Annotated in this window: 21 protein-coding genes and 1 pseudogene; 13 read left to right on the top strand and 9 right to left on the bottom strand. The window is 70.9% G+C overall.

Going from position 1 to position 24009, the window contains the following annotated elements; all coding sequences use genetic code 11:
- The gene (locus AB0E94_RS23300; protein ID WP_360329337.1) at positions 1-1959 is read left to right on the top strand and encodes an acetoacetate--CoA ligase; all 1959 of its coding nucleotides are present in this window, start codon (positions 1-3) and stop codon (positions 1957-1959) included.
- Here AB0E94_RS23300 and AB0E94_RS23305 read toward each other — a convergent pair.
- Positions 1940-2665: a TIGR03089 family protein gene (locus AB0E94_RS23305; RefSeq protein WP_360329339.1), complete on the bottom strand. Its 726-nt coding sequence runs from the start codon at positions 2663-2665 to the stop codon at positions 1940-1942. The two genes, AB0E94_RS23300 and AB0E94_RS23305, sit on opposite strands and share 20 nt — an antisense overlap.
- A 183-nt stretch (positions 2666-2848) precedes the next feature.
- Between AB0E94_RS23305 and AB0E94_RS23310 the strand changes: the two genes are divergently transcribed.
- The gene (locus AB0E94_RS23310; protein WP_360329341.1) at positions 2849-3994 is read left to right on the top strand and encodes a glycosyltransferase family 1 protein; all 1146 of its coding nucleotides are present in this window, start codon (positions 2849-2851) and stop codon (positions 3992-3994) included.
- A gap of 40 nt (positions 3995-4034) precedes the next feature.
- Positions 4035-5135 carry a sugar phosphate nucleotidyltransferase gene (locus AB0E94_RS23315; protein WP_360329393.1) on the top strand — a complete coding sequence of 367 codons (1101 nt, stop codon included), beginning with the start codon at positions 4035-4037 and terminating at the stop codon, positions 5133-5135.
- A 906-nt stretch (positions 5136-6041) separates the two neighbouring features.
- On the opposite strand, the gene AB0E94_RS23320 is transcribed toward AB0E94_RS23315, so the two are convergent.
- Genes AB0E94_RS23320 through cofD form a run of 3 tightly spaced genes read right to left on the bottom strand, consistent with a single transcriptional unit; the run spans position 6042 to position 8796 of the window.
- Positions 6042-6599 carry an NUDIX domain-containing protein gene (locus AB0E94_RS23320; RefSeq protein WP_360329343.1) on the bottom strand — a complete coding sequence of 186 codons (558 nt, stop codon included), beginning with the start codon at positions 6597-6599 and terminating at the stop codon, positions 6042-6044.
- Positions 6596-7849 carry a coenzyme F420-0:L-glutamate ligase gene (locus tag AB0E94_RS23325; RefSeq protein ID WP_360329344.1) on the bottom strand — a complete coding sequence of 418 codons (1254 nt, stop codon included), beginning with the start codon at positions 7847-7849 and terminating at the stop codon, positions 6596-6598. Before AB0E94_RS23325 ends, AB0E94_RS23320 begins: the two co-directional genes overlap by 4 nt.
- Entirely contained in the window at positions 7846-8796 is a 951-nt protein-coding gene (gene cofD / locus AB0E94_RS23330; protein ID WP_360329346.1) for a 2-phospho-L-lactate transferase, read from the bottom strand. The genes AB0E94_RS23325 and cofD overlap by 4 nt, the downstream gene beginning before the upstream one ends.
- Before the next feature lie 91 nt (positions 8797-8887).
- On the opposite strand from cofD, the gene AB0E94_RS23335 reads away from it, so the two are divergent.
- The 3 genes from AB0E94_RS23335 (at position 8888) to AB0E94_RS23345 (ending at position 13020) form a co-directional block, all read left to right on the top strand.
- Positions 8888-9778 (top strand): hypothetical protein, encoded by an 891-nt coding sequence (locus AB0E94_RS23335; RefSeq protein WP_360329348.1) that lies wholly within the window; start codon positions 8888-8890, stop codon positions 9776-9778.
- Between the two features lie 163 nt (positions 9779-9941).
- Complete coding sequence (locus tag AB0E94_RS23340; RefSeq protein ID WP_360329350.1) at positions 9942-12446, top strand: bifunctional FO biosynthesis protein CofGH; 2505 nt, start codon at positions 9942-9944, stop codon at positions 12444-12446.
- A 313-nt stretch (positions 12447-12759) separates the two neighbouring features.
- Positions 12760-13020: a WhiB family transcriptional regulator gene (locus AB0E94_RS23345; RefSeq protein WP_093618567.1), complete on the top strand. Its 261-nt coding sequence runs from the start codon at positions 12760-12762 to the stop codon at positions 13018-13020.
- On the opposite strand, the gene AB0E94_RS23350 is transcribed toward AB0E94_RS23345, so the two are convergent.
- A complete protein-coding gene (locus tag AB0E94_RS23350; protein ID WP_183223054.1) occupies positions 13017-13382 on the bottom strand; it encodes a metallopeptidase family protein in 366 nt (121 codons plus the stop codon). The genes AB0E94_RS23345 and AB0E94_RS23350 overlap by 4 nt on opposite strands.
- A gap of 296 nt (positions 13383-13678) precedes the next feature.
- On the opposite strand from AB0E94_RS23350, the gene AB0E94_RS23355 reads away from it, so the two are divergent.
- Positions 13679-14041, top strand: a complete 363-nt coding sequence (locus AB0E94_RS23355) for a DUF3499 domain-containing protein (protein WP_360329352.1) — start codon at positions 13679-13681, stop codon at positions 14039-14041.
- 391 nt (positions 14042-14432) lie between these two features.
- Here the strand turns inward: AB0E94_RS23355 and AB0E94_RS23360 are convergent, their stop codons facing one another.
- The gene (locus AB0E94_RS23360) at positions 14433-15020 is read right to left on the bottom strand and encodes a polysaccharide deacetylase family protein (RefSeq protein ID WP_360329354.1); all 588 of its coding nucleotides are present in this window, start codon (positions 15018-15020) and stop codon (positions 14433-14435) included.
- A 34-nt stretch (positions 15021-15054) separates the two neighbouring features.
- Between AB0E94_RS23360 and AB0E94_RS23365 the strand changes: the two genes are divergently transcribed.
- Positions 15055-15180 carry a hypothetical protein gene (locus AB0E94_RS23365; RefSeq protein ID WP_360329356.1) on the top strand — a complete coding sequence of 42 codons (126 nt, stop codon included), beginning with the start codon at positions 15055-15057 and terminating at the stop codon, positions 15178-15180.
- Positions 15181-15492: 312 nt separating this feature from the next.
- On the opposite strand, the gene AB0E94_RS23370 is transcribed toward AB0E94_RS23365, so the two are convergent.
- Genes AB0E94_RS23370 through AB0E94_RS23380 form a run of 3 tightly spaced genes read right to left on the bottom strand, consistent with a single transcriptional unit; the run spans position 15493 to position 18680 of the window.
- On the bottom strand, positions 15493-15867 hold the full coding sequence (locus tag AB0E94_RS23370) for a DUF779 domain-containing protein (RefSeq protein ID WP_360329358.1): 375 nt from the start codon (positions 15865-15867) through the stop codon (positions 15493-15495).
- A gap of 3 nt (positions 15868-15870) precedes the next feature.
- Positions 15871-17394, bottom strand: a complete 1524-nt coding sequence (locus AB0E94_RS23375; protein ID WP_360329360.1) for an aldehyde dehydrogenase family protein — start codon at positions 17392-17394, stop codon at positions 15871-15873.
- 38 nt (positions 17395-17432) lie between these two features.
- A complete protein-coding gene (locus tag AB0E94_RS23380; protein WP_360329362.1) occupies positions 17433-18680 on the bottom strand; it encodes a GAF domain-containing protein in 1248 nt (415 codons plus the stop codon).
- A gap of 69 nt (positions 18681-18749) precedes the next feature.
- Between AB0E94_RS23380 and nfi the strand changes: the two genes are divergently transcribed.
- From nfi to manA, 5 genes and pseudogenes are all read left to right on the top strand, one after another.
- Positions 18750-19403, top strand: coding sequence for a deoxyribonuclease V (nfi, locus tag AB0E94_RS23385; RefSeq protein WP_360329364.1), 654 nt, complete (start codon positions 18750-18752; stop codon positions 19401-19403).
- Between the two features lie 85 nt (positions 19404-19488).
- Positions 19489-20868 (top strand): phosphomannomutase/phosphoglucomutase, encoded by a 1380-nt coding sequence (locus AB0E94_RS23390; protein ID WP_360329366.1) that lies wholly within the window; start codon positions 19489-19491, stop codon positions 20866-20868.
- A gap of 45 nt (positions 20869-20913) precedes the next feature.
- Positions 20914-21075 (top strand): annotated as a pseudogene (locus AB0E94_RS23395) (Trm112 family protein); the annotation flags it as partial.
- 368 nt (positions 21076-21443) lie between these two features.
- Positions 21444-22670 (top strand): SIS domain-containing protein, encoded by a 1227-nt coding sequence (locus AB0E94_RS23400; RefSeq protein WP_360329368.1) that lies wholly within the window; start codon positions 21444-21446, stop codon positions 22668-22670.
- 106 nt (positions 22671-22776) lie between these two features.
- Entirely contained in the window at positions 22777-23955 is a 1179-nt protein-coding gene (gene manA, locus AB0E94_RS23405; RefSeq protein ID WP_360329396.1) for a mannose-6-phosphate isomerase, class I, read from the top strand.
- Positions 23956-24009: the final 54 nt, after the last annotated feature.

Consider the following 24009-nt stretch of genomic DNA (forward strand, 5'->3'; position numbering starts at 1 on the left):
ATGACGACAGGTGTGGTGACGCCGGGCACAGTCCTCTGGGAGCCGCCGGCGGACATCCGGCAGACCTCCCGGATCGGGCACTATCTCGCCTGGCTGGAGTCGGAGCGGGGCCTGATCTTCGCCGACTACGCGGCCCTGTGGCAGTGGTCGGTCACCGATCTGCCGGCCTTCTGGCAGTCCATCTGGGACTGGTCGGGGGTGGTGTCGCACACGCTGCCGACCGCCGTGCTGGAGCAGGCGGGCATGCCGGGGGCGCGCTGGTTCCCCGGCGCCACGCTCAACTACGCCGAGAACGTGTTGCGGATGCCGGGCATCGCGGACGACGAGACGGTCGTTCACGCGTACAGCCAAAGTCGTGAACCTGTCGTTCTGACCGCCCGCAGCCTTCGGGAAGAGGTCCGGCGGGTCCGTGCCGGGCTGAAAGCCCGCGGGGTCGGCAAGGGTGACCGGATTGCCGCCTATGCGCCGAACATCCCGGAAACCTACGTGCTGATGCTCGCCTCGGCGAGCCTCGGCGCGGTCTTCTCGTCGTGCGCGCCCGAGTTCGGCGCACGCAGCGTGATCGACAGGTGGATCCAGATCGAGCCGAAGGTGCTGGTCGCCACCGACGGTTACCGGTACGGCGACAAGGACATCGACCGGCGCGCCGAGATCGCGGCGATCCGGGAGGCGATCCCGTCGATCGAGCACGTGATCACCATCGGTTACCTCAACGAGGGTGGCGACTGGGATTCCCTGGCCGGCGACGATCCGCTCGAGTTCGAGCCGGTGCCGTTCGACCAACCGCTCTACGTGCTCTACAGCTCCGGCACCACGGGCCTGCCGAAACCGATCGTTCACGGTCACGGCGGCATCCTGCTGGAGCACCTGAAGATCCTGGCGCTGCACCACGACCTGGGGCCCGGCGACAGGTTCTTCTGGTTCACCACCACCGGCTGGATGATGTGGAACTACCTGGTCAGCGGGCCGGCCGTGGGCGCGGCGATCGTGCTCTTCGACGGCAACCCGGGCTGGCCGTCGCTGGACACGCTGTGGGATCTCGTCGACACCGCGGGCATCACCTATTTCGGCACGTCGGCGCCGTTCCTGCTGGCCTGCCGCAAGGCCGGCCTCAAACCCGGCAAACCCCTCCGCGGCCTCGGCTCGACCGGCGCGCCGCTGCCGCCCGAGGGCTGGGCCTGGGTGTACGACGCGGTCAGCCCCGACGTGCAGCTGGTCTCGCTGTCCGGCGGCACCGACGTGTGCACCGGGTTCGTCGGGGGAGTGCCGCTGCTGCCGGTCCGGGCCGGGGTGATCACCTGCCGGGTCCTGGGTGCGCGAGTCGAGGCGTACGACCCGGTCGGTCAGCCGGTCGTCGGTGAACTGGGCGAACTCGTGATCACCGCGCCGATGCCGAGCATGCCGGTCGGCTTCTGGAACGACCACGACGGCGCCCGTTACCGGGAGGCCTACTTCGACGTCTTCCCCGGCGTCTGGCGGCACGGCGACTGGATCACGATCGGTCATGACGGCAGTTGCGTGATCACCGGCCGCTCGGACGCCACCCTCAACCGGGGCGGTGTGCGGCTCGGCACGGCCGAGTTCTACTCGGTGGTCGAGGGGCTGCCCGAGGTCGCCGACTCGCTCGTCGTACATCTCGACAAACCGGACGATCCCAACGGCGAGCTGTTGCTCTTCGTGGTTCTCACCGAGGGCGCCGAACTCGACGACGCGCTGCGCGCGCGCATCGCCAGAGAGCTTCGCGGGTCGCTCTCGCCCCGCCACGTGCCCGACGCCGCCTATCCGGTACGGGCAGTGCCGCGCACCCTGTCCGGCAAGAAACTGGAGGTGCCGGTGAAGCGGATCCTCACCGGCACTCCCGTCGAGTCGGCGGCGGCCAAGGGCGCCCTGGCCAACCCGGAATCCCTCAACGCGTTCGCTCTCCTTTACCAGGAGCGGGTCAGATCAGCGTCAGCGTGACCTTCTCGGTGGCCGCCCGTGCCTCGGTCTTCGACGTGTCCAGGTTGGCGCAGAGCACGACCGAGGCGCCGGCCACGAGCGGGGCCAGCAGCCAGTCGTTCGCGTCCGGGTAGAAGGCAGTGTCGATCAGCACCCGGGCGCCGGCCCTGATGCCCAGCTCGGCGGCGCGCTCGGCGGCCGCCTCGACGACGTCCTGGTGGCTCAGCTCGACATAACCGGACAGCGCCCGGTCGGCGGCCCCGACCGGCTCGCCGCGGAAGTGGTCGCCGTAGTTGCGGACCTCGGTGACGTAGTCGGCATAGCCCTCGGGCGGGGTGCGCAGCGGCATGGCCAGCGGGAGCAGCCCGGTCGCATACCGGTCCAGGGTGGCCCAGCCGGCCGCCTTCTCCACCAGCTCAGGTGTGGTGAAGAGCGCCTCCACCGGCTGCGGGTCGCCGCCCAGATCGGCGGCCAGCCCGGCGGCCGACACCCCGAGCAGCAGCGCCGCGGTCTGCCAGTGCGGCGGCAGCACCAGGGCCACGGTGTCGCCGTGCCCCAGGCCGACCCCGTCGACCAGCAGGTTCGCGGTTTTCGCCACCCAGTTGTCCAGGGTTGTCCCGGACAGCTCGGTCCGGTCACCTGTGGCATCGTCATACCAGGTCAGCAGCGGGGCGGCGGGGTCGCGGCCGACCGCCTTCGCGAAAACCTGCGGGATCGTCGTGTTCATCGCTTCACAGCGTAGGCGGATCACGGACAGTAATGGCCTTGGAAGGACCGCAACGATCGGCAGTGTCGGGGACACCTCCGCGAAGCCTTCCCGGCGTACCCTCGAACCGTCGGTGGTCCCACTGCCGTACAGGTATGGCAGAACCACCGCATCGGTACGTCAGAGCTGCCAAGGAGATGCCTCGTGACCCCCGGTCGCCCCCCGCGAGTGCTCGTCGACGCCACAAGCGTCCCCGCTGACCGAGGTGGTGTCGGCAGATACGTCGACGGGCTTCTCGGAGCCCTGGGGCAGGAGAGCCCCGGCCGCGTCGAGCTAGCCGTCGTGTCCCAACGGTCGGATGCGGAGCGTTACCGCCGCATGCTTCCCAGTGCCGAGGTGATCCCCGGCCCGGCGGCGATCGTGCACCGGCCGGCCCGGCTGGCCTGGGAGCAGACCGGGTTGCCGCTGCTCGCCCAGCAGGTCGGGGCGGATGTGCTGCACTCGCCGTTCTACACCTGCCCGCTTCGGGTGGGATGCCCGGTCACAGTCACCGTGCACGACGCGACCTTCTTCACCGAGCCGGAGCACTACGACAACACGAAGCGGACCTTCTTCCGCAGCGCCATCAAGACGTCGCTGCGCCGGGCGGCCCGGGTGATCGTGCCCAGCAAGGCGACCCGCGACGAGCTGATCCGGCTCCTCGACGCCGACCCGACCAAGATCGACGTGGCGTACCACGGCGTCGACCACTCGGCCTTCCACGCCCCCGCCGAGGACGAGAAGGCACGGGTCCGGGCCCGGCTCGGCCTGGGCGACTCCGGCTATGTGGCGTTCCTCGGCGCCAAGGAGCCCCGCAAGAACGTGCCCAACCTGATCCGCGGCTGGGCCCGTGCGGTCGCCGACTGGCCGCACCCGCCGGCCCTGGTGATCGCCGGCGGCCAGGGTCACGACGACGACATCGACCGTGCGGTGGCCGAGGTCCCACCCCACCTGCGGCTGCTGCGACCAGGCTATCTGCGGTATGCGGACCTGCCCGGCTTCCTCGGCGGCGCCCTGGTCGCCTGCTACCCGTCCTTCGGTGAGGGTTTCGGCCTGCCAATCCTGGAGGCGATGGCCTGCGGCACTCCCGTGCTCACCACGCCGCGGCTGTCCCTGCCCGAGGTCGGCGGCGACGCTGTCGCATACACGACCGAGACCCCCGAGCGGATCGCCGAGGACCTCGCTGACCTGCTCCACGACGAGGACCGCCGCCGCACACTGGCCAAGGCCGGCTTCGATCGGGCGAAAGAGTTCACCTGGTCGTCCAGCGCGGAGGTACATGTAACAACGTGGAATCGGGTTGCATCTTGATCATCTACTAAACTTTCCGCGCATGAGCGACGAACAGGCCGTGTTGTACGGAGTGGTTCTTGCCGGGGGCACCGGAACCCGTCTCTGGCCACTGTCCCGCGCCGGTCATCCCAAGTTCCTGCACCCGTTGACCGGCACCGAGGCCTCCCTCCTCCAGGCCACCGTGGACCGGCTGGACACACTCGCGTCCCCCGATCGGGTCTTCGTGGTGACCGGTGTGGCCCACGCGGCCGCGGTCTCCCGCCAGCTCGCGGCGATGCCCGAGGAGAACGTGCTCGTCGAGCCGTCGCCGCGCGACTCGTGCGCGGCGATCGCCCTGGCCGCCGCGGTGATCGCCAGGCGTGACCCGGAGGCGATCATGGGCTCCTTCGCGTCCGATCACCTGATCGCCGACAAGGAGGCGTTCGCCGCGGTCATCCGCCAGGCGATGACCGGCGCGAGCCAGGGCCTGCTGATGACGCTCGGCATCACCCCGACAAGACCCGAGACGGGGTACGGCTACCTCCAGTGCGGCGCCTCGGTCGGTGACGGGCCGCTGCTGAAGGTCGAGGAGTTCAAGGAGAAGCCGTCCTACGACGTGGCCGAGAGCTACGTGAAGTCCGGCAACTACCTGTGGAACGCCGGCATGTTCGTCTGGCGGGTCGACGCCTTCCTGGCCGAGTTGCACCGCCAGCAGCCGCAGCTCGCCGCCGGGGTCAGCCGGATCGCCTCGGCATGGGGCACCGCCGACCAGGAGGAGGTCATGGGTGACGTCTGGCCGACGCTGCCGAAGATCTCCGTCGACTACGCGGTGATGGAGGGCGCGGCCGCGGTCGGCCGGGTCGGCACCGTCCCCGGCGACTTCGGGTGGAACGATGTCGGCGACTTCCACACCCTGGGCGAGGTGCTCACCGCAGACCAGGCCGGCAACGTGGTCGTCGGCCACGACACCGGCGAGGAACGGCCGACCGTGCTGCTGCGCGAGACCGAGGGCCTGGTCGTGGTCCCGTCGTCCGGTCGTCTGGTCGCCGCGATGGGCGTGCGTGACCTGGTCATCGTCGACACGCCCGACGCCGTCCTGGTTTGCCCGCGTGAGCGTGCCCAGGAGGTCAAGCAGCTGGTGGACCACCTGAAGGAGCTAGGCCAGCACGGCTACATCTAGCACCACCCTCGCGGCCCATCGTGCGGCGATCTTGTGGAGTTCGGCGGGACACTCGAGTTTCGCCGTTTGTGAAGCGACATTGCAGGTCAAGGCCGAAGCCGAAGTGAATCTTGCATTCGCCCTGATCAGCGCCATCCCCAACGAACTCCGCAAGATCACCGCGAGGTCCTGCGGCCTCTGGACGGCCGTCCAGAGGCGATGCCGGGAACGGACTGCCGAGGGCAGGTCCGCCGGCCGCAGCGGTGGTCAGCGCACACGTTTGCCTGGCGCAGCGATGGTCAGCGCACACGTTGCCTGGACGCAGCGGTGGTTAGGGCACACGTTGCCTGGGCCCAGCGGTGGTCAGCGCACACGTTGCCTGGACGCAGCGGTGGTTAGGGCACACGTTTGCCTGGGCCCAGCGGTGGTCAGCGTACACGTTCGCCGATCGTGTGCGCTTGCTTCGCTCTGACGGGGACGGGCGCACACGTTGTGCCGTCCGTGTGCGCCTGTTGTCGTCCCGGCGAGGGTGAAGTCGCACGTTGCCGCATCGTGTGCGCTGGTCGTCGCGTGCCGGCCGAATACCGGCGACCGCGTCTGGCGACCGGGCGCCGGCGACCGGGCCGGGCCGAGCGCCGCCGACCGCGTCCAGCGGAAGGCCGACGACCAAGGCCTGCGACGACGGACGCCGGTATGCCGCCACCCGAACGATCCCCGAAATGGCGAAACTCGAGGGCGGGACAGGCGTGCCGGAACTCCACAAGTCTTCCGGGGCGCTTCGCGCTTGCCCGGGGTGGGGGAAACTGCTGTGGGCAGGCGTCATGGCGCCCTTACGCCCCGCGAGATCGGGCGAGCCTCGCGTCATGGCCACAGTCACCTGCAGCTTCGGACGGGTCGGGCTTTGTTTTCTATCCAGATCGGCCGGAGTCAGCGGAAGCGGGACAGCGCTGGAGCTATCTGCTGGGTCGTTCCCGAGGCCAGCGGGGACGGCAGCGCGTCCGGGGTGAACCAGCGCAGGTCCGATGACTCCTCGCTGATCCGTTCCACGCTGCCGGCCGGGGCCCGGAGCAGGAACCGCACGTCGTAGTGCACCGACGGCTCGGCCGGGGCGCCGTCCCGCGCTCCGCACCTGACCTCGTGGATGTCGATGTCGATCGGTGTCGGGTCGAGGATCAGGCCGGGGATGCCGGACTCCTCGGTGGCCTCCCGGAAAGCGGCCGCCGCCAGCGTCGCGTCGGCCTCCTCGCAGTGCCCGCCGAGCTGCATCCACAGGCCGAGCCGGCCGTGCAGGCAGAGCAGGATCCGGCGGTCGTCGCCGACGATCAGGGCACTGGCCGTGACGTGCCCGAGCCGGTGGGCGCGGGTCATCGCGACCGGACCGTCGGCCAGCAGGTCCAGCGTGCGCTTACGGGCCCCCTCGGCGTTCTCGGAGGTGGCGGCCCAGGTGCTCAGCACGTCGACGGCGTTTTCGTAGAGGGCGCTCATTCGGGTGCTCCGGCGGTCTCGGCTCCGTCGCCGGGGATCCGCACTCCGGCGGTCGGCGCTCGGTAGGTCAGGGTGACGCCCTCGTCGTCGATGACGGCGGTGGTCTCGACGCCCTCGGCAGCCAGGGCGGCCCGTAGGCGATGTGCGTCCGCTCCGGTGCGGATCAGCGCGGCGGCCCCGTCCTGGGCCGGCGTGAGGCGGATGCCGTCCGCCAGCCGGACCTGCGACTGGCGCAGCCCGTCAACCGCCCGGAGAGCACGCGCGACAGCAGCCGGATCGACCACCCGCGCGCCGGCAGCGGGCGACGGACCGGCAACGGCCGGCACGCCGGCCTGCGGCGCAACGGGTGCGACGCCGGCCTGCGGCGCAACGGGTGCGACGCCGGGGTGCGGGGTTGTGGGTGCGGTGCCGGCCTGCGGCGCAACGGGTGCGACGCCGGGGTGCGGGGTTGTGGGTGCGGCGCTGGCGAGCGGGACGTCGGGGAGAGCGGCGGCGGCCCGGAGGCCCTCGGCGTGGGCCTCCGCGGTGCCCAGGCTGAACATGTCGCTCTCCGCGTCACGGATCAGCACGGCCGCCCCGGAACCCTCGCCGGACCGCGGATAGCCCCGGACCACGGCCACCGGCACCCGGTCGCACTTGCCCTTGACCAGCTCGGCCGCGGCCGCCAGCTCGTCCACCACGGCCATCTGGGTCAGCGACAGCTCGTTGCCGTAGGGATCGACCTGCCCCCGATGGTCGAGCAGCGCCTCGATCCCGGCCGCGCCGAGGGCCACGTCGGTCAGGCCGTTGCGCCACGCCCGGCCCATCGTGTCGGAGACCACGATCACCACGTCGAGCCCGCGGGCGAGTAGATCGGCACGCAACCGGCGGGCCGACGCGTCCGGATCCTGGGGAAGGAGCACCAGGTGGGTCTTGTCCACGTTCGACGCGTCGATGCCGGCCGCCGCCATCACGAAACCGTGGTGGGTCTGCACGATCGAGGTCGGGCCACGGCGGGCCACCACCCGGGCGGTCTCGCCGTCGAGCACCCGCTGCCGGGCCTCCTCGCGCTCCGGGCCGTCGGCCGGAACCTCGACCAGGCGGCCCTCCGCCTTGGACACGATCTTGCTGGTGACGACGAGGACGTCACCGTCGGCGATCCACGGCGCGGCGGTCACGATCAGGTGCGCCAGGTCGTCACCGGCGACCACGTCACCGATCCCGCGGACCGGAAGGACCTGGAGGCCGTCATCAGGTGTGCCGCCGGTCATCGGGCCAGCTCCAGCGCGTCGGCGACCATCTGGGCGGTGGCGTCCTCGTCGCGCATCCACAGCGGCACCGCCCTGGTCCGCACACCGGGCACCTGGGCGCCCTCGTCCGAGGTGTCGACCAGCCAGCCGTCCAGCAGGCCGCCGTCGGCGCGTGGGCCGTACATCCGGCCGACACCCGCCGCGCTGACCTCGACCCCGAGCGTGGTCAGGCACTTGTCGGCCATCCCGCGGACCGGGGAGCCCCCGATGATCGGCGACACACCCACCACCGGCGCCGATCCGCCGGCCACCGCTTCCTTGAGGGCGGGCACGGCCAGGATCGGGGCGATGCTGACCACCGGATTGCTCGGGGCGACGAGGATCACGTCGGCCGCCGAGATCGCGTCGAGCACACCGGCGCCCGGTTTCGCGGCGTCGGCGCCCCGGAAGACGAAGTTGTGCGTCGGCACGGCGCCCCGGTGGCGGACCCACCACTCCTGGAAGTGGATCGCCTTCCGCTCGCCGTCGACGTCCACCACCACGTGCGTCTCCAGCCGGTCGTCGGTGGCCGGGAGCATGGTGATGCCGGGCTGCCAGCGCTCACAGAGGGCGGCGGTGACCGCGGAGAGCGGGTAACCGGCGTTGAGCATGGTGGTGCGTACCAGATGGGTGGCGGTGTCCTTGTCGCCGAGACCGAACCAGGACGGCTCGACCCCGTATTTCGCCAGCTCCTCCTTGACCACCCAGGTCTCGCCGACCCGGCCCCAGCCGCGCTCGGGGTCGGCGGCGCCGCCCAGCGTGTACATGACCGAGTCCAGGTCGGGACAGATCTGGAGGCCGTGCATGCGCACGTCGTCGCCGACATTGACGACCGCCGTCACCTCCGCGCCGATGGCTCGGGCGTGAGCTCGCACGCCGATCAGGAAACGGGCACCGCCGATGCCCCCGGTCAGGACCACGATCCGCATGACCCCATCCTCCCGCACCCGCGCCGTCCCCTCCGGTGGCGGGTATCGGTTTACTCTGTGCCGACCTCGATCAACCGCACCGGGAGCAACTGTGACGACACCACAACAGCCGGATCCGGCCGCCGAGAAGAACATCGGGCAATATCTGCGACCCCTGCGCGACCTGGCCGTCTACGCCCTGATCGGGGCGCCGGCGGTGTTCCTGTTCGTGGCCCTGCTCAGCCTGCTCGGGGACGACTTCTCGCTGAGCGCGCGGTACAGCTTCGGCTCGTTCGTGAACGTGGCGACGGTCTTCTTCCCGCTCGCCGCCGTGCTGCTGTCGCTCGGTGTCAAGCCGGTGCACCCGAAGGCGCGGCTGATCACCATGGCGGCTCTCGGGGAGTACGCGGTGGCGTCCTTCTTCGGGGTGGTCTTCGGACTTCTCTTCGGGGTGAGCGGGATCGCCGCCGACGACGCCCTGGCCGCGTTCAGCGCGCTGCTGGAGCGGGTCGCGTGGCTCGGCGTGCTCGGCCTGGCCGGTTACGCGGTCCTGCAGATCTGGCTCGGGTACTACCCGAGGGTCAAGCCGCAGCCGGGCGTCTACGGGCAGCCCTACCAGTACGGCCCGCCGCCCGGGTACGGCCAGCAGCAGTACGGCGCCCCGCAGCCGCCTGCCTCGTTCCCGGGTCCGGGCGCTCCGCAGCCGCCCGCCTCGTTCCCGGGCCCGGTGCCGCCGGGCGCCCCGGTGCAGCCGCCGGTGGCCACCCAGCCGTTCAACGCGGGCGCGGCGCCCTACGGGCAGTACCCGTCGGTCCCGCAGCCGCAGCCCGGGTGGGCCCCGCCTCCGCCTCCGCCCCCGCCGCCGTATGCCGAGCCCACCCAGCCGGTGCCGCCGCGGGTTCCGCCGGTCCCGTCGGCCCCGCCCGCATCCGACCGCACCGAGGTCCTCCCGGACGAGCGCCCCGGCTTCGGCCCGGCCGCCCAGGACCCGCCACGGCAATAGCGCCCGGCCGCCCAGGCCCCGCCACGGCGATGGATCAGCGGCGGATCCGTGGCAGGTCAGCGGCCGATGAACGACCGATTCGGGCCCGGATGGTGTTTCACGACACGTTCCGGGCCCGTGACCATAGCGGCAGGCGAAACGATTCCGGCCTAGGCTGCTTTGCGTGGTAGAGGTCAACGTGGAACCCGTACCGACCGAGGCGAGCATCCGCCGCGCACTGCGCCGCGCCGCCGACGGTAAAGCGATCGACGTCGATGAGGCTGTGGCGCTGCTCACGGCCCGCGACGTTCAGTTCGACGAGCTGCTGGCGATCGCCGGTGGCATCCGGGACGCCGGCCTGCGCGAGGCTGGGCGGCCGGGCGTCGTCACGTACTCCCGCAAGGTTTTCATTCCCTTGACCCGGCTCTGCCGGGACCGGTGCCACTACTGCACGTTCGCCACCGTGCCGCACAAGCTGCCGGCGCCGTTCCTGGAGCGTGACGAGGTCCTGGAGATCGCCCGGCAGGGCGCCGCGCAGGGCTGCAAGGAGGCGCTGTTCACCCTCGGTGACCGGCCGGAGGAGCGCTGGCCGGCGGCCCGGCAGTGGCTCGACGAGCGGGGGTATGACTCCACCCTCGACTATGTGCGGGCCTGCGCCATCGCCGTGCTGGAGGAGACCGGCCTGCTCCCGCACCTCAACCCGGGTGTGATGAGCTGGGCCGAGCTCCAGCGGCTCAAGCCGGTGGCGCCGAGCATGGGCATGATGCTGGAGACCACTGCCACCCGGCTGTGGTCGGAGAAGGGCGGGCCGCACTACGGTTCGCCGGACAAGGAGCCCGCGGTCCGGCTGCGGGTGCTCGACGACGCCGGCCGGGTCGGGGTGCCGTTCACCACCGGCATCCTGATCGGCATCGGGGAGAACCTGACCGAGCGGGTCGACTCGCTGTTCGCGATCCGGCGGGCGGCCCGGGAGTTCGGGCACATCCAAGAGGTGATCGTGCAGAATTTCCGCGCCAAGCCGGACACGGCGATGCGTGGGATGCCCGACGCGGAGCTGCGTGAGCTGGCGGCCACGGTGGCGGTGGCGCGGATCATCATGGGCCCGCGGGCACGGATCCAGGCCCCGCCGAACCTGATCGACGACGAGTTCGCACTGCTGCTGCGGGCCGGGATCGACGACTGGGGCGGGGTCTCCCCGGTGACACCCGATCACGTGAATCCGGAGCGTCCGTGGCCGCAGATCGACCTGCTCGCCGAAAAAACGGAAAAGTTCGGATTTATTCTCCAGGAGCGCCTCACCATCTACCCCGAGTATGTCCGCCGGGGTGACGAGGGCTGGCTCGACCCGCGCCTGAAGGCCCACGTCACGGCGCTTGCGCAAGACGATGGGCTGGCGAAAACCGGGACAAAACCGGCCGGACTGCCATGGCAAGAGCCGGACGAGAGCTTCGGCGGCGGCCGCGTCGACCTCTTCAAGAGCATCGACGAGGAGGGCCGTACCGAGGACCGGCGTTCCGACTTCGACCACGTCTACGGCGACTGGGACGAGGTCGCCGCGCACGTCCGGAGCGCCCCGGCAAGCATGCCCACCGACGTGGTGGCGGCGCTCAAGCTGGCCTCGGAAGACCCGGCCGCCCTGCTCCTGGAGCAGCACGAGGACAAGGCGATGGCGCTGTTCAACGCCGACGGCCCGGCCCTCGACGAGCTCGCCCGGATCGCCGACGACCTGCGGAAACAGGTAAACGGCGACGACATCACGTACGTGGTGAACCGCAACATCAACTTCTCGAACGTCTGTTACGTCGGCTGCCGGTTCTGCGCGTTCGCCCAGCGCGAGAAGGACGCCGACGCCTACCGCCTGTCGGTGGAGCAGGTCGCCGACCGGGCCGAGGAGGCGTGGCGCGACGGCGCGTCCGAGGTGTGCATGCAGGGCGGCATCGACCCCAAGATGCCGGTCACCGCGTATGCCGACCTGGTTCGCGCGGTCAAGCAGCGGGTTCCCGGGATGCACGTGCACGCGTACTCCCCGATGGAGATCGTCACCGCCTCGGCGAAGGCCGGGGTGTCGCTGCGGGAGTGGCTGACCGGTCTGAAGGAGGCGGGTCTCGGCACCATCCCGGGCACCGCGGCGGAGATCCTCGACGACGACGTGCGCTGGGTGCTGACCAAGGGCAAGCTGCCCACCTCGACCTGGGTGGACGTGGTGACGACCGCGCACCAGGTGGGCATCCGGTCCAGTTCGACCATGATGTACGGCCACGTCGACCACCCGCGCCAGTGGCTCGGCCACTTCCGGGTGCTGGCCGGCATCCAGGACGTCACGGGCGGGTTCACCGAGTTCGTGGCGCTGCCGTTCATCCACACGAACGCACCGATCTACCTGGCCGGCATCGCCCGTCCGGGTCCGACCTGGAGGGAGAACCGGGTCGTGCACGCGATGGCCCGGGTGCTGCTGCACGGCCGGATCGACAATATCCAGTGCTCCTGGGTGAAACTCGGCGACGAGGGTACCCGCGTGATGCTCAACGGCGGTTGTAATGACCTGGGGGGCACTCTCATGGAGGAGACGATCTCGAGGATGGCCGGGTCGGAGCACGGTTCAGCTCGGACAGTCGCGGAGTTGAAGGAGCTGGCGGCGGCTGCGGGCCGTCCCGCGGTGGAACGCACCACGGTGTACGGACGGCGCTAGGGGGACAACTGACCCGGACCCGCTGCCTCAAGGTCACAAATCGGGTTAAATTGGACGCGAGGGCCCGGCTTCGCGTTACCTTCCGGCGGCTTGGAGCGATAGGGCTGAAACAGGCCTGTCATCCGCTCCCCAGTGGTGCGGAAACGGGCCCATTTAGCAGGTTCGGCTTGACGACGCACGTCTTACACGCGTGTAATTTTGGTGGGGTTGTGGGGACGATGTGGCACAAAGGCGTCGTACCCACAAAAACACGCCGCGTGCGTGGGGGGTCAGCGCTGGGCTTCGTGCCGGCGCGGAATTTGGAGGCACGCCGATGGAAGCGACGCAGGTTGAAGGGGTAGACCTGCTCGGGGACGCGCCCGAGTGGCAGGAGCGGGCGCTGTGTTCACAGACCGATCCCGAGGCTTTCTTCCCTGAGAAGGGCGGCTCGACGCGCGAGGCGAAGCGCATCTGCGGCCGCTGTGATGTGAAAGCCGAGTGCCTGGAGTACGCGCTCGGTCACGACGAACGTTTCGGGATCTGGGGTGGACTGTCCGAACGTGAACGTCGCAAGTTGAAGCGCCGGGTGGCCTAAGCCAACTCGTCGGGATCCACCCCGAGCAGGTTGGCAACCTGCTCGATGATCACATCGTGGACGAGGTCGGCGAGGTCTTCCCGATCCATCGCCCGGAACTCCAGCGGGCGCCGGTAGAGCACGATCCGCGGCGGCAGCTCGTGCCGCCCCGGACGACCCGGCAGCAGCCGGGCCAGGGGCACCTCGCCGTCCTCGAGCACGTCCGAGTCGTAGACGTTCAGCTCCGGTGGCACGTCCTCGACCGCGAACTCCACGCCGGCGAGCTCCTTGGCGTATCGCCGCTCAAGGCTCTCCACGGTGTCCAGCACCAGGTCGTCGAAGATCTCCGCCTTCGTGCGGGCCAGCGGCACGGTGGCCGGCACCAGACGGCCACGCAGGCCTCGGCCGTGCCTGTCCCGCCGTGTGGGGTGGCCCGGACCGGTGCTGCGCGTCGCCTTGCCGTCCGTCCGGCGGCGTTCGGGGCTGGTGGTCACGCGGCCAGCGTATCCCCACTCGGGCGAGGTGCGTGGTCAGCCCGTTCGCATCGTGTGTCCGCGCCGTTAATTCGCCCCATCGGGTCGGCGTTTACAACGACCATCGCCGAATCGTGATGCGCCCGGGTCGGCGTGTCGCGAGGCAACACGACCCAGAATCGCGAACGGGGAGATAAGTTGCCGCCGTGAGGTCACCACGGCGCTGCTCCCGGAACGGCTGTCCCCGACAGGCGGTCGCCACCCTGACCTACGTCTACGGCGATTCCACGGCCGTCGTGGGCCCCCTCGCGGCGTTCGCCGAACCCCACACGTACGACCTGTGCGAGACGCACGCCCGCAGCCTCACCGCCCCCCGAGGCTGGGAACTCGTGCGCCACGACGGTGACTTCGCGCCTCCGCCCCCCACCACCGACGACCTGGTCGCCCTGGCCGACGCCGTCCGTGAGGCCGCCCGTCCGGTCCCGCCACGCCCGGACGACACCGAACACACCCCGGGCCACCAGACCGGCCGCCGCGGTCATCTCCGGGTGATCCCGCCCTCACACTGAAAGACCCCCGCAGCGGTACGGCCACTTCGCCCCAACCGCACTCAGCCCGTTCCCGGGCTACCCCGCGACGTCCGTGACCCCTCCGGCCCGCCAGCGCGCCTTTCGGGCGGAGGCGTCCCCGCACCGCAAGACCGCCAGCCGTCGCTGACGTCGGGAATGCGCCCGCCATAACCGCGGTCAGCGACGGCTGGCGGTCTGCCGGGCGTGCCGGAGACCGTGAGCCGTCGCTCACGTCGGTTTTGGGGGGGCCTTTACCGCGGTGGGCGACGGCTCACGGTGACCTGCGGATCAGCCCGGCGGACGCGTTTCGGTCTTGGGCGTGCGGACGTCGCGGGGGAGCCACGGGGCGGCGACGAGTGCGGTTGGTGGCGGGCTGGCCGTACCGCATGGGTCAGACCAGGGCGACCAGCTGGTAGCGCTTGCGGAGGTAGGGGATCAGGACCCGGTAGGCCTCGATGGTGGCCGGCTGCGCGTAGTCGTGGGAGAGGACGATCGCGCCGGCGTGGGTGTGCTTCTTCACCGAGCGGATGATCTTGTCGCGGTGGGCGTTGTGGGACTCGGTCTCGGGCTGGTCCCAGTCGCGCGGGTCGACCTTCCAGTAGATCGAGTGCATGCCCATCTCGGCCGAGATCTTGACCAGGGCCGGGGTGAAGTTGCCGCCGGGCGCGCGCATGTAGCGGATCTTGGCGTCCGGGACGGCGGCGCGGATGGCCGCGTTGGTGCGCTCCAGGTCGGCGCGGATGGCCTGGTGTGAGCGCTTGCCGAGTTTCAGATCGTGGTTCCACGAGTGGTTGCAGAAGCTGTGGCCGCCCTTGGCGATCGCGCGCACCAGATCGGGGTGGCGGCGCGCCTGGGTGCCGACCAGGCAGAAGGTGGCCTTGACCTTCTCCTTCGCGAGGAGCTTCAGCAGTTTCGGAGTGAGGTCCGGGTCGGGGCCGTCGTCGAAGGTGAGCGCGACCGCCTTGGAACCCGTCGTCATCAGGCTGCCGGCGGGCCCAGTCTTACCCTTCGGCTTGACGATCGGGACGCTCGTGGGGGTGGTCTTCGACGGTTTCGGCGCCGGAGTGGCCGGCGTCTCCACCGGGGTTGCCGATGGGGTCGGCGCCGGGCTCGACGGCGCGGCGCTGGGCGCCGGCTGAGCGGTCGTCGTCGCCGCGGTCGCCTGGCCGACGAGTCCTGTCATGATCAGGGCGATGCTGATCGCGAAGGCCTTTCGGGTATGCGACAGCCGTATCAAGAGACCTCCCCAGGTCGGTGTTGCGACTGACGAGGATGCCTCGAATCGCCGTCGATCGCCACAGCCGGGTGTTCGTTTGGCGCGAATCCGGTAATGCGTCAAGTTTCGCCGCAGAACGATCGGGGTGCGCCGATGGGGTCGGTCAAGGTGGTAAATGTCTCGAATGTCTACCCCGCTGGTGGGCGGGGCCCGGCGGACCCCACCCACTAACGGATTAGCCGAGTTCGGCCAGCTCCTCAGTGGTGAGCAGACGGGAGCGGATGAGGAACCGGACGCCCTCCGGCGCCTCCAGCGAGAAGCCGGAGCCGCGGCCGGGGACCACGTCCACAGTCAGGTGTGTGTGCTTCCAGAGTTCGAACTGACTGGCCGACATCCAGAACGTGATGGGCTCCGGCACCCCCTCGATGGCCAGAGACTGCAAGAGCACGTCGGATCCGCCGGTACGGAACTCGCCCTCCAGGTAACACATCGGTGAGCTGCCGTCGCAGCAGCCGCCGGACTGGTGGAACATCAGTGGGCCGTGCTGCCCCCGCAGCTGCCGCATCATGTCGGCTGCCGCGGGGGTCACGTCAACTCTCGTCGCCGCCATGGCCTAGAAGAAGCCGAGAGCCTTGGGCGAGTAGCTGACCAGCAGGTTCTTGGTCTGCTGGTAGTGGTCGAGCATCATCCGGTGGTTCTCCCGGCCGATGCCGGACTGCTTGTAGCCACCGAACGCGGCGTGCGCCGGGTACAGGTGGTAGCAGTTCGTCCACACCCGTCCGGCCTTGATGGCCCGCCCGGCCCGGTACGCCTGGTTCCCGTCCCGCGTCCACACGCCGGCGCCCAGCCCGTACAGCGTTTCGTTGGCGATTTTGATCGCGTCGTCGAAGTCGCCGAACGGCGTGACCGAGACCACCGGCCCGAAGATCTCCTCCTGGAAGATCCGCATGTTGTTGCGGCCCTCGAAGATCGTCGGCTGTACGTAGTACCCGCCGGCCAGGTCGCCGGGCATCTCCGCCTTCGCTCCGCCGACCAGGGCCCGCGCGCCCTCCTGCCGGCCGATGTCCAGGTAGGAGAGGATCTTCTCCAGCTGGTCGTTGGAGGCCTGCGCGCCGACCTGGGTGTCGGTGTCCAGCGGGTTGCCCTGCTTGAGGTTCTCCACCCGCTTCACGCCCGCGGCCAGGAAGTCCGAGTAGTGGCCCTGCTGGATCAGCGCGCGCGACGGGCAGGTGCAGACCTCGCCCTGGTTGAGGGCGAACATCGCGAAGCCCTCGAGCGCCTTGTCGAAGAAGTCGTCGTCGGCCCGGGACACGTCCTCGAAGAAGATGTTCGGGCTCTTGCCGCCGAGCTCCAGGGTGACCGGGATCAGGTTCTCCGAGGCGTACTGCATGATCAGGCGGCCGGTGGTGGTCTCGCCGGTGAACGCGACCTTGGCCACCCGGCTCGAACTGGCCAGCGGCTTGCCCGCCTCGACGCCGAAGCCGTTCACGATGTTCACCACGCCGGCCGGGATCAGGTCGCCGATCAGCGAGAACAGGTAGTGGATCGAGGCCGGGGTCTGCTCGGCCGGCTTCAGCACGACCGCGTTGCCGGCGGCCAGGGCGGGCGCCAGCTTCCAGACCGCCATCAGGATCGGGAAGTTCCACGGGATGATCTGCGCGACCACACCGAGCGGCTCGTGGAAGTGGTAGGCGACGGTGTCCTCGTCGAGTTCGCCCGCCGAGCCCTCCTGGGCGCGGATGGCGCCGGCGAAGTAGCGGAAGTGGTCGATCGCGAGCGGGATGTCGGCGGCCAGCGTCTCCCGTACCGCCTTGCCGTTCTCCCAGGCCTCGGCGACGGCGAGCTTCTCGAGGTTCTGCTCCATCCGGTCGGCGATCCGGTTGAGGATGTTGGCCCGCTCGGTGGGGGACGTGCGGCCCCAGCCGGGTGCGGCGGCGTGTGCCGCGTCCAGGGCCTTCTCCACGTCGTCGGCGGTGCCGCGGGCGACCTCGCAGAAGATCTGGCCGGTCACCGGGGACGGGTTGGTGAAGTACTGGCCCTTGGCCGGCGGGACGTATTCGCCACCGATGTAGTGGTCGTAACGCGACTGGTAGCTGACGATCGAGCCTTCAGAACCGGGCGGGGTATAGATGGTCACGGGTCTCGCCTCCTCGTTTCGGCGGACCCTAGTTACGACTACGTTGCAGCAACGTTGCACGCGTATTCCCGGGTCAGCGCCGCGACCCGGCGGGCGGCGACCGGGTCGGCCGGGGCCAGTGCCGCGTACGCCGCCCAGAGGTCCAGGTCGTCGCTGCCCCACGAGCTGTTCAGCCAGCTGCGGAGCAGCCGGCGGTCGCCGGCCTCCAGGATCGCGGCGCGCAGCCGGTCGTCCAGCAGCCGGCGCAGCCGCACGATCCCTGGTGCGTCCGAGACAGGCAACAGCGGGCCGGGGTACGCGTCCACGGCCTCGGCCGTCCGCCCGGCGTCCAGGAGCCGGCCCACCACGTCGAAATCCGTCGTGAGATGGGTACGGAGCCGGTACGGCCGGGAGTCGAGCAGCTCCGGGCCCAGGATGCGCCGGAGCCGGGACAGCTCCGCGCGCACCGTCACCGGGTTCACGTCGTCGCCGTACAGGTCGACGGCCAGCTGATCGCCGGTCCGCCCCTCCGGATGCACGGTGAGCAGCATGAGCAGCTCCGAGTGCCGTTTGCCGAGCCGGATCTGCCGCCCGCCGGACGCGAGCCCGGCCTCGTCCCGGCCGAGTGCCGCGACGTGCGGTTTCCGTTCCACGGTCAACACCCCGCGCAGGTACGACTCAGCCGCCAGCGCCGTCGCCCGGACCAGGGCCAGGCTGTGCGGATTGGCGAGATGGTCCCCGCCGGTGACGTCGATCGCCCCGAGCAGCCGGCCGGTGCCGGGATCGTGGATCGGGGCGGCGGCACACGTCCACCGCTGCACCGGATGGCTGAAGTGCTCGGTCGCGAAGATCTGCAGCGCGTGGTCGACGGCGAGCGCGGTGCCCGGCGCGTTCGTCCCGGCGTGCGCCTCGTCCCAGCGGGCGCCCGGCACGAAGTTCATCGACGCGGCGCTGCGCAGGGTCGCCGGGTGCCCCTCCACCCAGAGCAGCCGTCCGTGCGCGTCGCAGACCGCCATCATGTGGTCGCCGTCCTCGGCCAGGCCGCCCAGCAGGTCCCGGAAGATCGGCATGACCCGGGCCAGCGGGTGCGCCGACCGGTACGCCTCCAGCTCGTCCTCGGCCAGATCGATCGGCGCGGTGCTGTCCGCCCCGATGAACGCGGCCGACCGGGCCCACGAGTCGGCCACCACCTGGCGCATCCGGTCCGGCCTCAGCTCGCCGGCCAGGAACCTTTCATGGGCGCGGCCGATCAGCCGGATCCGCTCGGCGGGGTCGTCTCCGGGGGTCAGCGCGAGCCACGGGTTCACCGGCAGCACCTCCAGCCCCCATCGTGACCCGCGTCACGTGATGTGACAACAGTCCCTACGCTGCGGGTCGTGGAAGCCTGGCCGCGTACCGAAGAAGAAGCCCTCGCCGTGCAGGACGTCCTGCGTTCCCGCATGGTTTTCGAGGACGAGCCGGCCTGGCCGGCGACCGTCGCCGGCCTGGACGTGGCCTACTCCGACGATGATCAGCGCCTGGCCGCCGCGATCGTCGTTCTGAACACCTCCGACCTCACGGTCGCCGACACCGCCGTCGTCCGCGGGGTGCCGGCATTCCCGTACGTCCCGGGGCTGTTCGCCTTCCGCGAGGTGCCCGCGCTGCTCGACGCCCTCGAACGGCTGACCGTGCGACCCGAGGTGCTGATCTGCGACGGGCACGGCCTGGCCCACCCGCGCCGGTTCGGGCTGGCCGCACACCTCGGCGTGCTCACCGATCTACCGTCGTTCGGCGTCGGGAAGACCCGGCTGGTGGGAGACTGGGAGCCGGTCGGCGAACCACGGGGCTCGCGATCCGCGCTCGTCGACGCGGGGGAGACGGTCGGGGCCGTGCTGCGTACCCAGGCCGGGGTCAAACCGGTCTTCGTCTCCGTCGGGCACCGGATCGGACTGGACCGGGCCTGCGAGCTGACGCTCCGCCTGGCGCCCCGCTATCGACTGCCGGAGACCACCAGGGTTGCGGACCGTGCTTGCAGAGATCTTCTGAGTTAATCGCCCGGCAGTGCGGTTAAAACATGGGGGTACCAGGCACTCCGCTACCCTCGGGGCCAAAGGGGACTTTCCTGAGGAGTGAGTGGTGACCGATCTCTCGCAGATCATCAAGGCGTACGACGTACGGGGGATCGTCCCGGACCAGTTCAACGAAACGGTGGCCCGGGCGATCGGCACGGCGTTCGTCGAGATGTTGCGCGAGTCCGGCGACGAGCCGGACCAGATCGTGATCGGCCACGACATGCGCGAGTCCGGCCCGAGCCTGGCCGCCGCCTTCGCCAGCGGGGCCAACGCCGCCGGCGCCGCCGTGATCAACATCGGCCTGGCCTCGACCGACCAGCTGTACTACGCGTCCGGCTCGCTGAGCCTGCCCGGCGCGATGTTCACCGCGAGCCACAACCCCGCGGAGTACAACGGGATCAAGCTGTGCCGGGCCGGCGCCCGCCCGGTCGGCCAGGACAGCGGCCTCGTCGTGGTCCGGCAGCGCGCCCAGCAGCTGCTCGCCGACCTGAACGCGGAGGCCGACGGCCCGTCCCGGGTCGAGCAGCGTGACGTGCTCAAGGACTACGCGGCCCACCTGCGGTCGCTCGTCGACCTCGCCGGCATCCGCCCGCTCAAGGTGATCGTCGACGCCGGCAACGGTATGGGCGGCTACACCGTCCCGGCCGTCCTCGGCGACCAGGTGCTGCCGGCCCTGCCGCTGACGATCGCGCCGCTCTTCTTCGAGCTGGACGGCTCGTTCCCCAACCACGAGGCCAACCCGCTCGACCCGAAGAACCTGGTCGACCTGCAGAAAGCGGTCCGCGAGCAGGGCGCCGACATCGGCCTGGCCTTCGACGGCGACGCCGACCGCTGCTTCGTCATCGACGAGAAGGGCGACCCGGTCTCGCCGTCCGCGATCACCGGCCTGGTCGCCACCCGTGAGCTGGCCAAGTTCCCGGGCAGCACGATCATCCACAACCTGATCACCTCGGCCGCGGTGCCGGAGATCATCACGGAGAACGGTGGCAAGCCGGTCCGCAGCCGGGTCGGCCACTCGTTCATCAAGGCCGAGATGGCGTCCACCAACGCCGTCTTCGGTGGTGAGCACTCCGCGCACTACTACTTCCGCGACTTCTGGTTCGCCGACACCGGCATGCTCGCCGCGATGCACGTGCTCGCCGCGCTCGGCGGCCAGGACCTGCCGCTCTCCGAGTACGCCGCCGAGTACGAGCGGTACGTCGCCTCCGGTGAGATCAACTCCACGGTGGCCGACGCCGGCGCCAAGATCGCCGAGGTGCGGGCGGCGTTCCCGGACGCCTCGGTGGACGACCTCGACGGCATGACGTTCCAGGTCGGCGACGGCGCCTGGTTCAACCTGCGGGCGTCCAACACGGAGCCGTTGCTGCGGCTCAACGTGGAGGCTCCCGACGCGGACCGGATGGCAAAGCTACGTGACGAGGTCCTGGCCATCGTTCGTGGATAGGATCGCCACGACCGGAGTTCTTTCGTGGCGATTAGGAGTAGCTCGGTGGCGCTCGATCAGCAGTTGCTGGAGATTCTGGCCTGCCCGGACACCCATCACGCGCCGCTCGATTACGACGCGGGCGCGCAGACGCTGACGTGCACCGAGTGCGGCCGGATCTTCGAGATCCGCGACGACATCCCGATCCTGCTCCTCGACGAGGCGCGGGAGCCGGGGTCGGCGGCCCCGGCGGCCCCGGCGGTGGCGTCTCCGGACGCCGCCGCCTCCACCTCCGACCCGGAGCCGGCCTCCACCTCCGACCCGGAGCCGGCCGCCGCCTCCGCCTCGGAGCCGGCCGCTGCTTCCGCCTCGGAGCCGGCCGCTGCTTCCGACTCGGAGCCGGAGCCGGCCGCTGCTGCTGTGCCGTCCGCGCGGTCGGCCGGGCCGCTGGCCGACAGTTCCGTCGAGAAGCCGGGTGACACCTCGGATGCGGCGGAGGTGGCGGGCGAGGCTGGTTCCGAGGCTTCGAAGTCGGCCTCTGAGGCTTCGACGTCTGCCTCCGGCGCTTCGAAGTCGGCTGACAAGGAGTCCAACTGATGGCCGGCCCACGGGGTGGCGCAGCCGGGGTCAACGGGCACCGGATCGCCGACGAGTCACTGCTCAACGACGAGAAGTCGATGCTCGACAACGACCCGGGCGGCATGCTGCGGGCCACCGCCTCGGCGGGCGCGCAGGTGCGTGAGGCGGCCGCGCTGGCCGCCGAGGTCGACCTGACCATGCTCGCCGACGAGGGCCGGCCGCGCGCCGTGGTGGTCGCCGGCATCGGCACCGCCGGCCTGACCGGCAGCATCCTGTCCACGGTCGCCGGGCCCCGCTGCCCGGTACCGATCATCGGCCACCGCAGCGCCGGCGTGCCCGGCTGGGTCGGCGCGGCCGACGTGGTGATCGCGGTCTCCGCCTCCGGCCGCAGCCCCGAGGCGCTGGCCGCCGCCGAGGCCGCCGCCCGCCGCGGCGCCCGCCTGGTCGCCATCGGCAATCCCGGCTCCGAGTTGGAGGCACTGGCCGAGCGGGCCCGTGCCCCGTTCATCGGCGTGCCACGCCGGGCCCCGGCCCGAGCCACGCTGTGGGGCCTGACCATCCCGGTGCTCTTCGCCGGGCGCGCGCTGGGCATCGCCAAGCTGGCCGAGGCGGACATCGCCGAGACTGCCACCCGGCTCGACGCCGACGCCGAGCGCTGCCGGGCCGGCGCCGACTCCTTCGTGAACCCGGCGAAGGCCCTGGCTCTCGGCCTGGCCGGCTCGGTCCCGATCGTCTGGGGCTCCTCGCCGCTGGCCACGGTCGCGGCCCGGCGGTTCGGCGACACCCTGGCCGCCAACGCCCGCTACCCGGTGATGGCCGGCGCTCTCGGCGAGGCCGGTCGTGGCCGGGTGGGCCTGCTCGACGGCGTCTTCGGCGGCCTCGCCGAGACGACGCGTGACATCTTCGCCGACCCGGACGACGAGAGCGACGAACAGACACTGACCCGGCTGCGGCTCGTGGTCTTCCGGGACGGCGGCCTCAACCCGGAGGACGACGCGGACGAGCCGGTCGCCGTGGAGGAGCGGCGCGCCGACGCCATCCAGACGATCGCCGACCGGCGCGGGGTGCGCTGTGACGTGCTCACCGCGGAGGGCGGTTCGACTCTGGAGCGTCTGGCTTCGCTGGTCGCCGTACCCGACTATGCCTCGCTCTATCTGGCCCTGGCGCATGGCCTCGACCCGATGGCGGTTCCGGCGATCAGTGAGATGAAGGAGCTCGCCAACCCGTTGCCCGAGGGCCTCTGACGAGCACTCGTGTGGCGGGGCCGTCCGATACCGCCACACGAAACAGGCCGTAACCGGCGTGACCCCCGGGTTACGCCGGTTAGCTGCTACTTTGCCGGGTATGACCGTGTATCCCTTGACCGGAGTCATCCGGCCGTATGCCTGGGGTTCCCGGACCGCGATCGCCGACCTCCAGGGCCGCCCCGCCAGCGACGGGCCCGAGGCGGAGCTGTGGCTCGGCGCGCACCCCGGCGACCCTTCCACCGTGCCGGGCCCGGACGGGCCGGTCGACCTGATCCAGCTGATCGGCGCCGATCCGGCCGGGCAGCTCGGTGACGATGTCGTGCGTGCCTTCGGGGCCCGTCTGCCGTACCTGCTGAAGGTTCTTGCCGCCGGAGCGCCGCTGTCGTTGCAGGCCCACCCCGACGCCGAGTACGCCAAGGTGGCGTTCGCCCGGCAGGAGGCCGATCCGGCCGCCCCGAAGAACTACACCGACGCCCACCACAAGCCCGAGATGCTGGTGGCGCTCACGCCGTTCGAGGCGCTCTGCGGCTTCCGTGACCCGGGCGTGGCAGCCGCGGTGATCGGCGCGTTCGGCCTGGCCCGCCTGGAGCCGGTGGTGGCCGCCCTGCGCGGCGGCGACCTGGCCGAGGCGGTCCGGCTGCTGCTGACCTGGCCGGCCGGCGACCGGGGCGCCCTGATCGACGAGGTGGTCGCCGCGGCCCGCGCGATCCCGGCCGGACACGAGCACACCGGCTCGTTCAAGCTCGCCACCGACCTGGCCGGCCACTACCCGGGTGATCCCGGGGTGCTCGTCGCCCTCCTGCTCAACCTGGTGCGGCTGGCGCCCGGCGAGGCCATCTGGATGCCGGCCGGCAACCTGCACGCCTACCTCAACGGCCTCGGCGTCGAACTGATGGCGGCCAGCGACAACGTCCTCCGGGGCGGTCTCACCCCGAAACGCGTCGACGTGGACGAGCTGCTGCGGGTGCTGCGTTTCGAGGTCCTGGAGGACCCGCTGCTGCCCGCCACGACCGTCGAGCCCGGCGTGGACACCTGGCACGTGCCGGTGGGTGACTTCGTCCTCTACCGCATCGAGCTGGACGGCACCCGCCCGCCCGTCGAGGTGCCCGCTCACGGCCCGCGGATCGTTCTGTGCACCTCGGGGACCGTGTTCGCCGGGCAGAGCGAGGACGGCACGCCGGTCGAGCTCGGTCCGGGCACGGCGGCGTACGTCCCGGCCGGCGCGGGCGCGATCAAGGTGGCCGGCACCGGAAGCCTGTTCGTAGCCGCAGTCCCGGCCTGACCCCCACCCGCTGGCGCACCGCACTTCCTGGCCCGGCCCCGGCCGGCCCGTCTC

This window comes from Actinoplanes sp. NPDC026670, assembly GCF_040638175.1.
Lineage (GTDB): Bacteria > Actinomycetota > Actinomycetes > Mycobacteriales > Micromonosporaceae > Actinoplanes.

Coding starts and splice junctions, on each gene's coding strand:
- cofD (WP_360329346.1), bottom strand. CDS start 8,796: ATGCGGATCGTGGTCCTGACCGGGGGCATCGGCGGTGCCCGTTTCCTG.
- AB0E94_RS23320 (WP_360329343.1), bottom strand. CDS start 6,599: ATGAGCGCCCTCTACGAAAACGCCGTCGACGTGCTGAGCACCTGGGCC.
- AB0E94_RS23400 (WP_360329368.1), top strand. CDS start 21,444: ATGGCCGGCCCACGGGGTGGCGCAGCCGGGGTCAACGGGCACCGGATC.
- AB0E94_RS23325 (WP_360329344.1), bottom strand. CDS start 7,849: ATGACCGGCGGCACACCTGATGACGGCCTCCAGGTCCTTCCGGTCCGC.
- AB0E94_RS23370 (WP_360329358.1), bottom strand. CDS start 15,867: ATGGCGGCGACGAGAGTTGACGTGACCCCCGCGGCAGCCGACATGATG.
- AB0E94_RS23345 (WP_093618567.1), top strand. CDS start 12,760: ATGGAAGCGACGCAGGTTGAAGGGGTAGACCTGCTCGGGGACGCGCCC.
- AB0E94_RS23360 (WP_360329354.1), bottom strand. CDS start 15,020: ATGACGACGGGTTCCAAGGCGGTCGCGCTCACCTTCGACGACGGCCCC.
- AB0E94_RS23305 (WP_360329339.1), bottom strand. CDS start 2,665: ATGAACACGACGATCCCGCAGGTTTTCGCGAAGGCGGTCGGCCGCGAC.
- AB0E94_RS23300 (WP_360329337.1), top strand. CDS start 1: ATGACGACAGGTGTGGTGACGCCGGGCACAGTCCTCTGGGAGCCGCCG.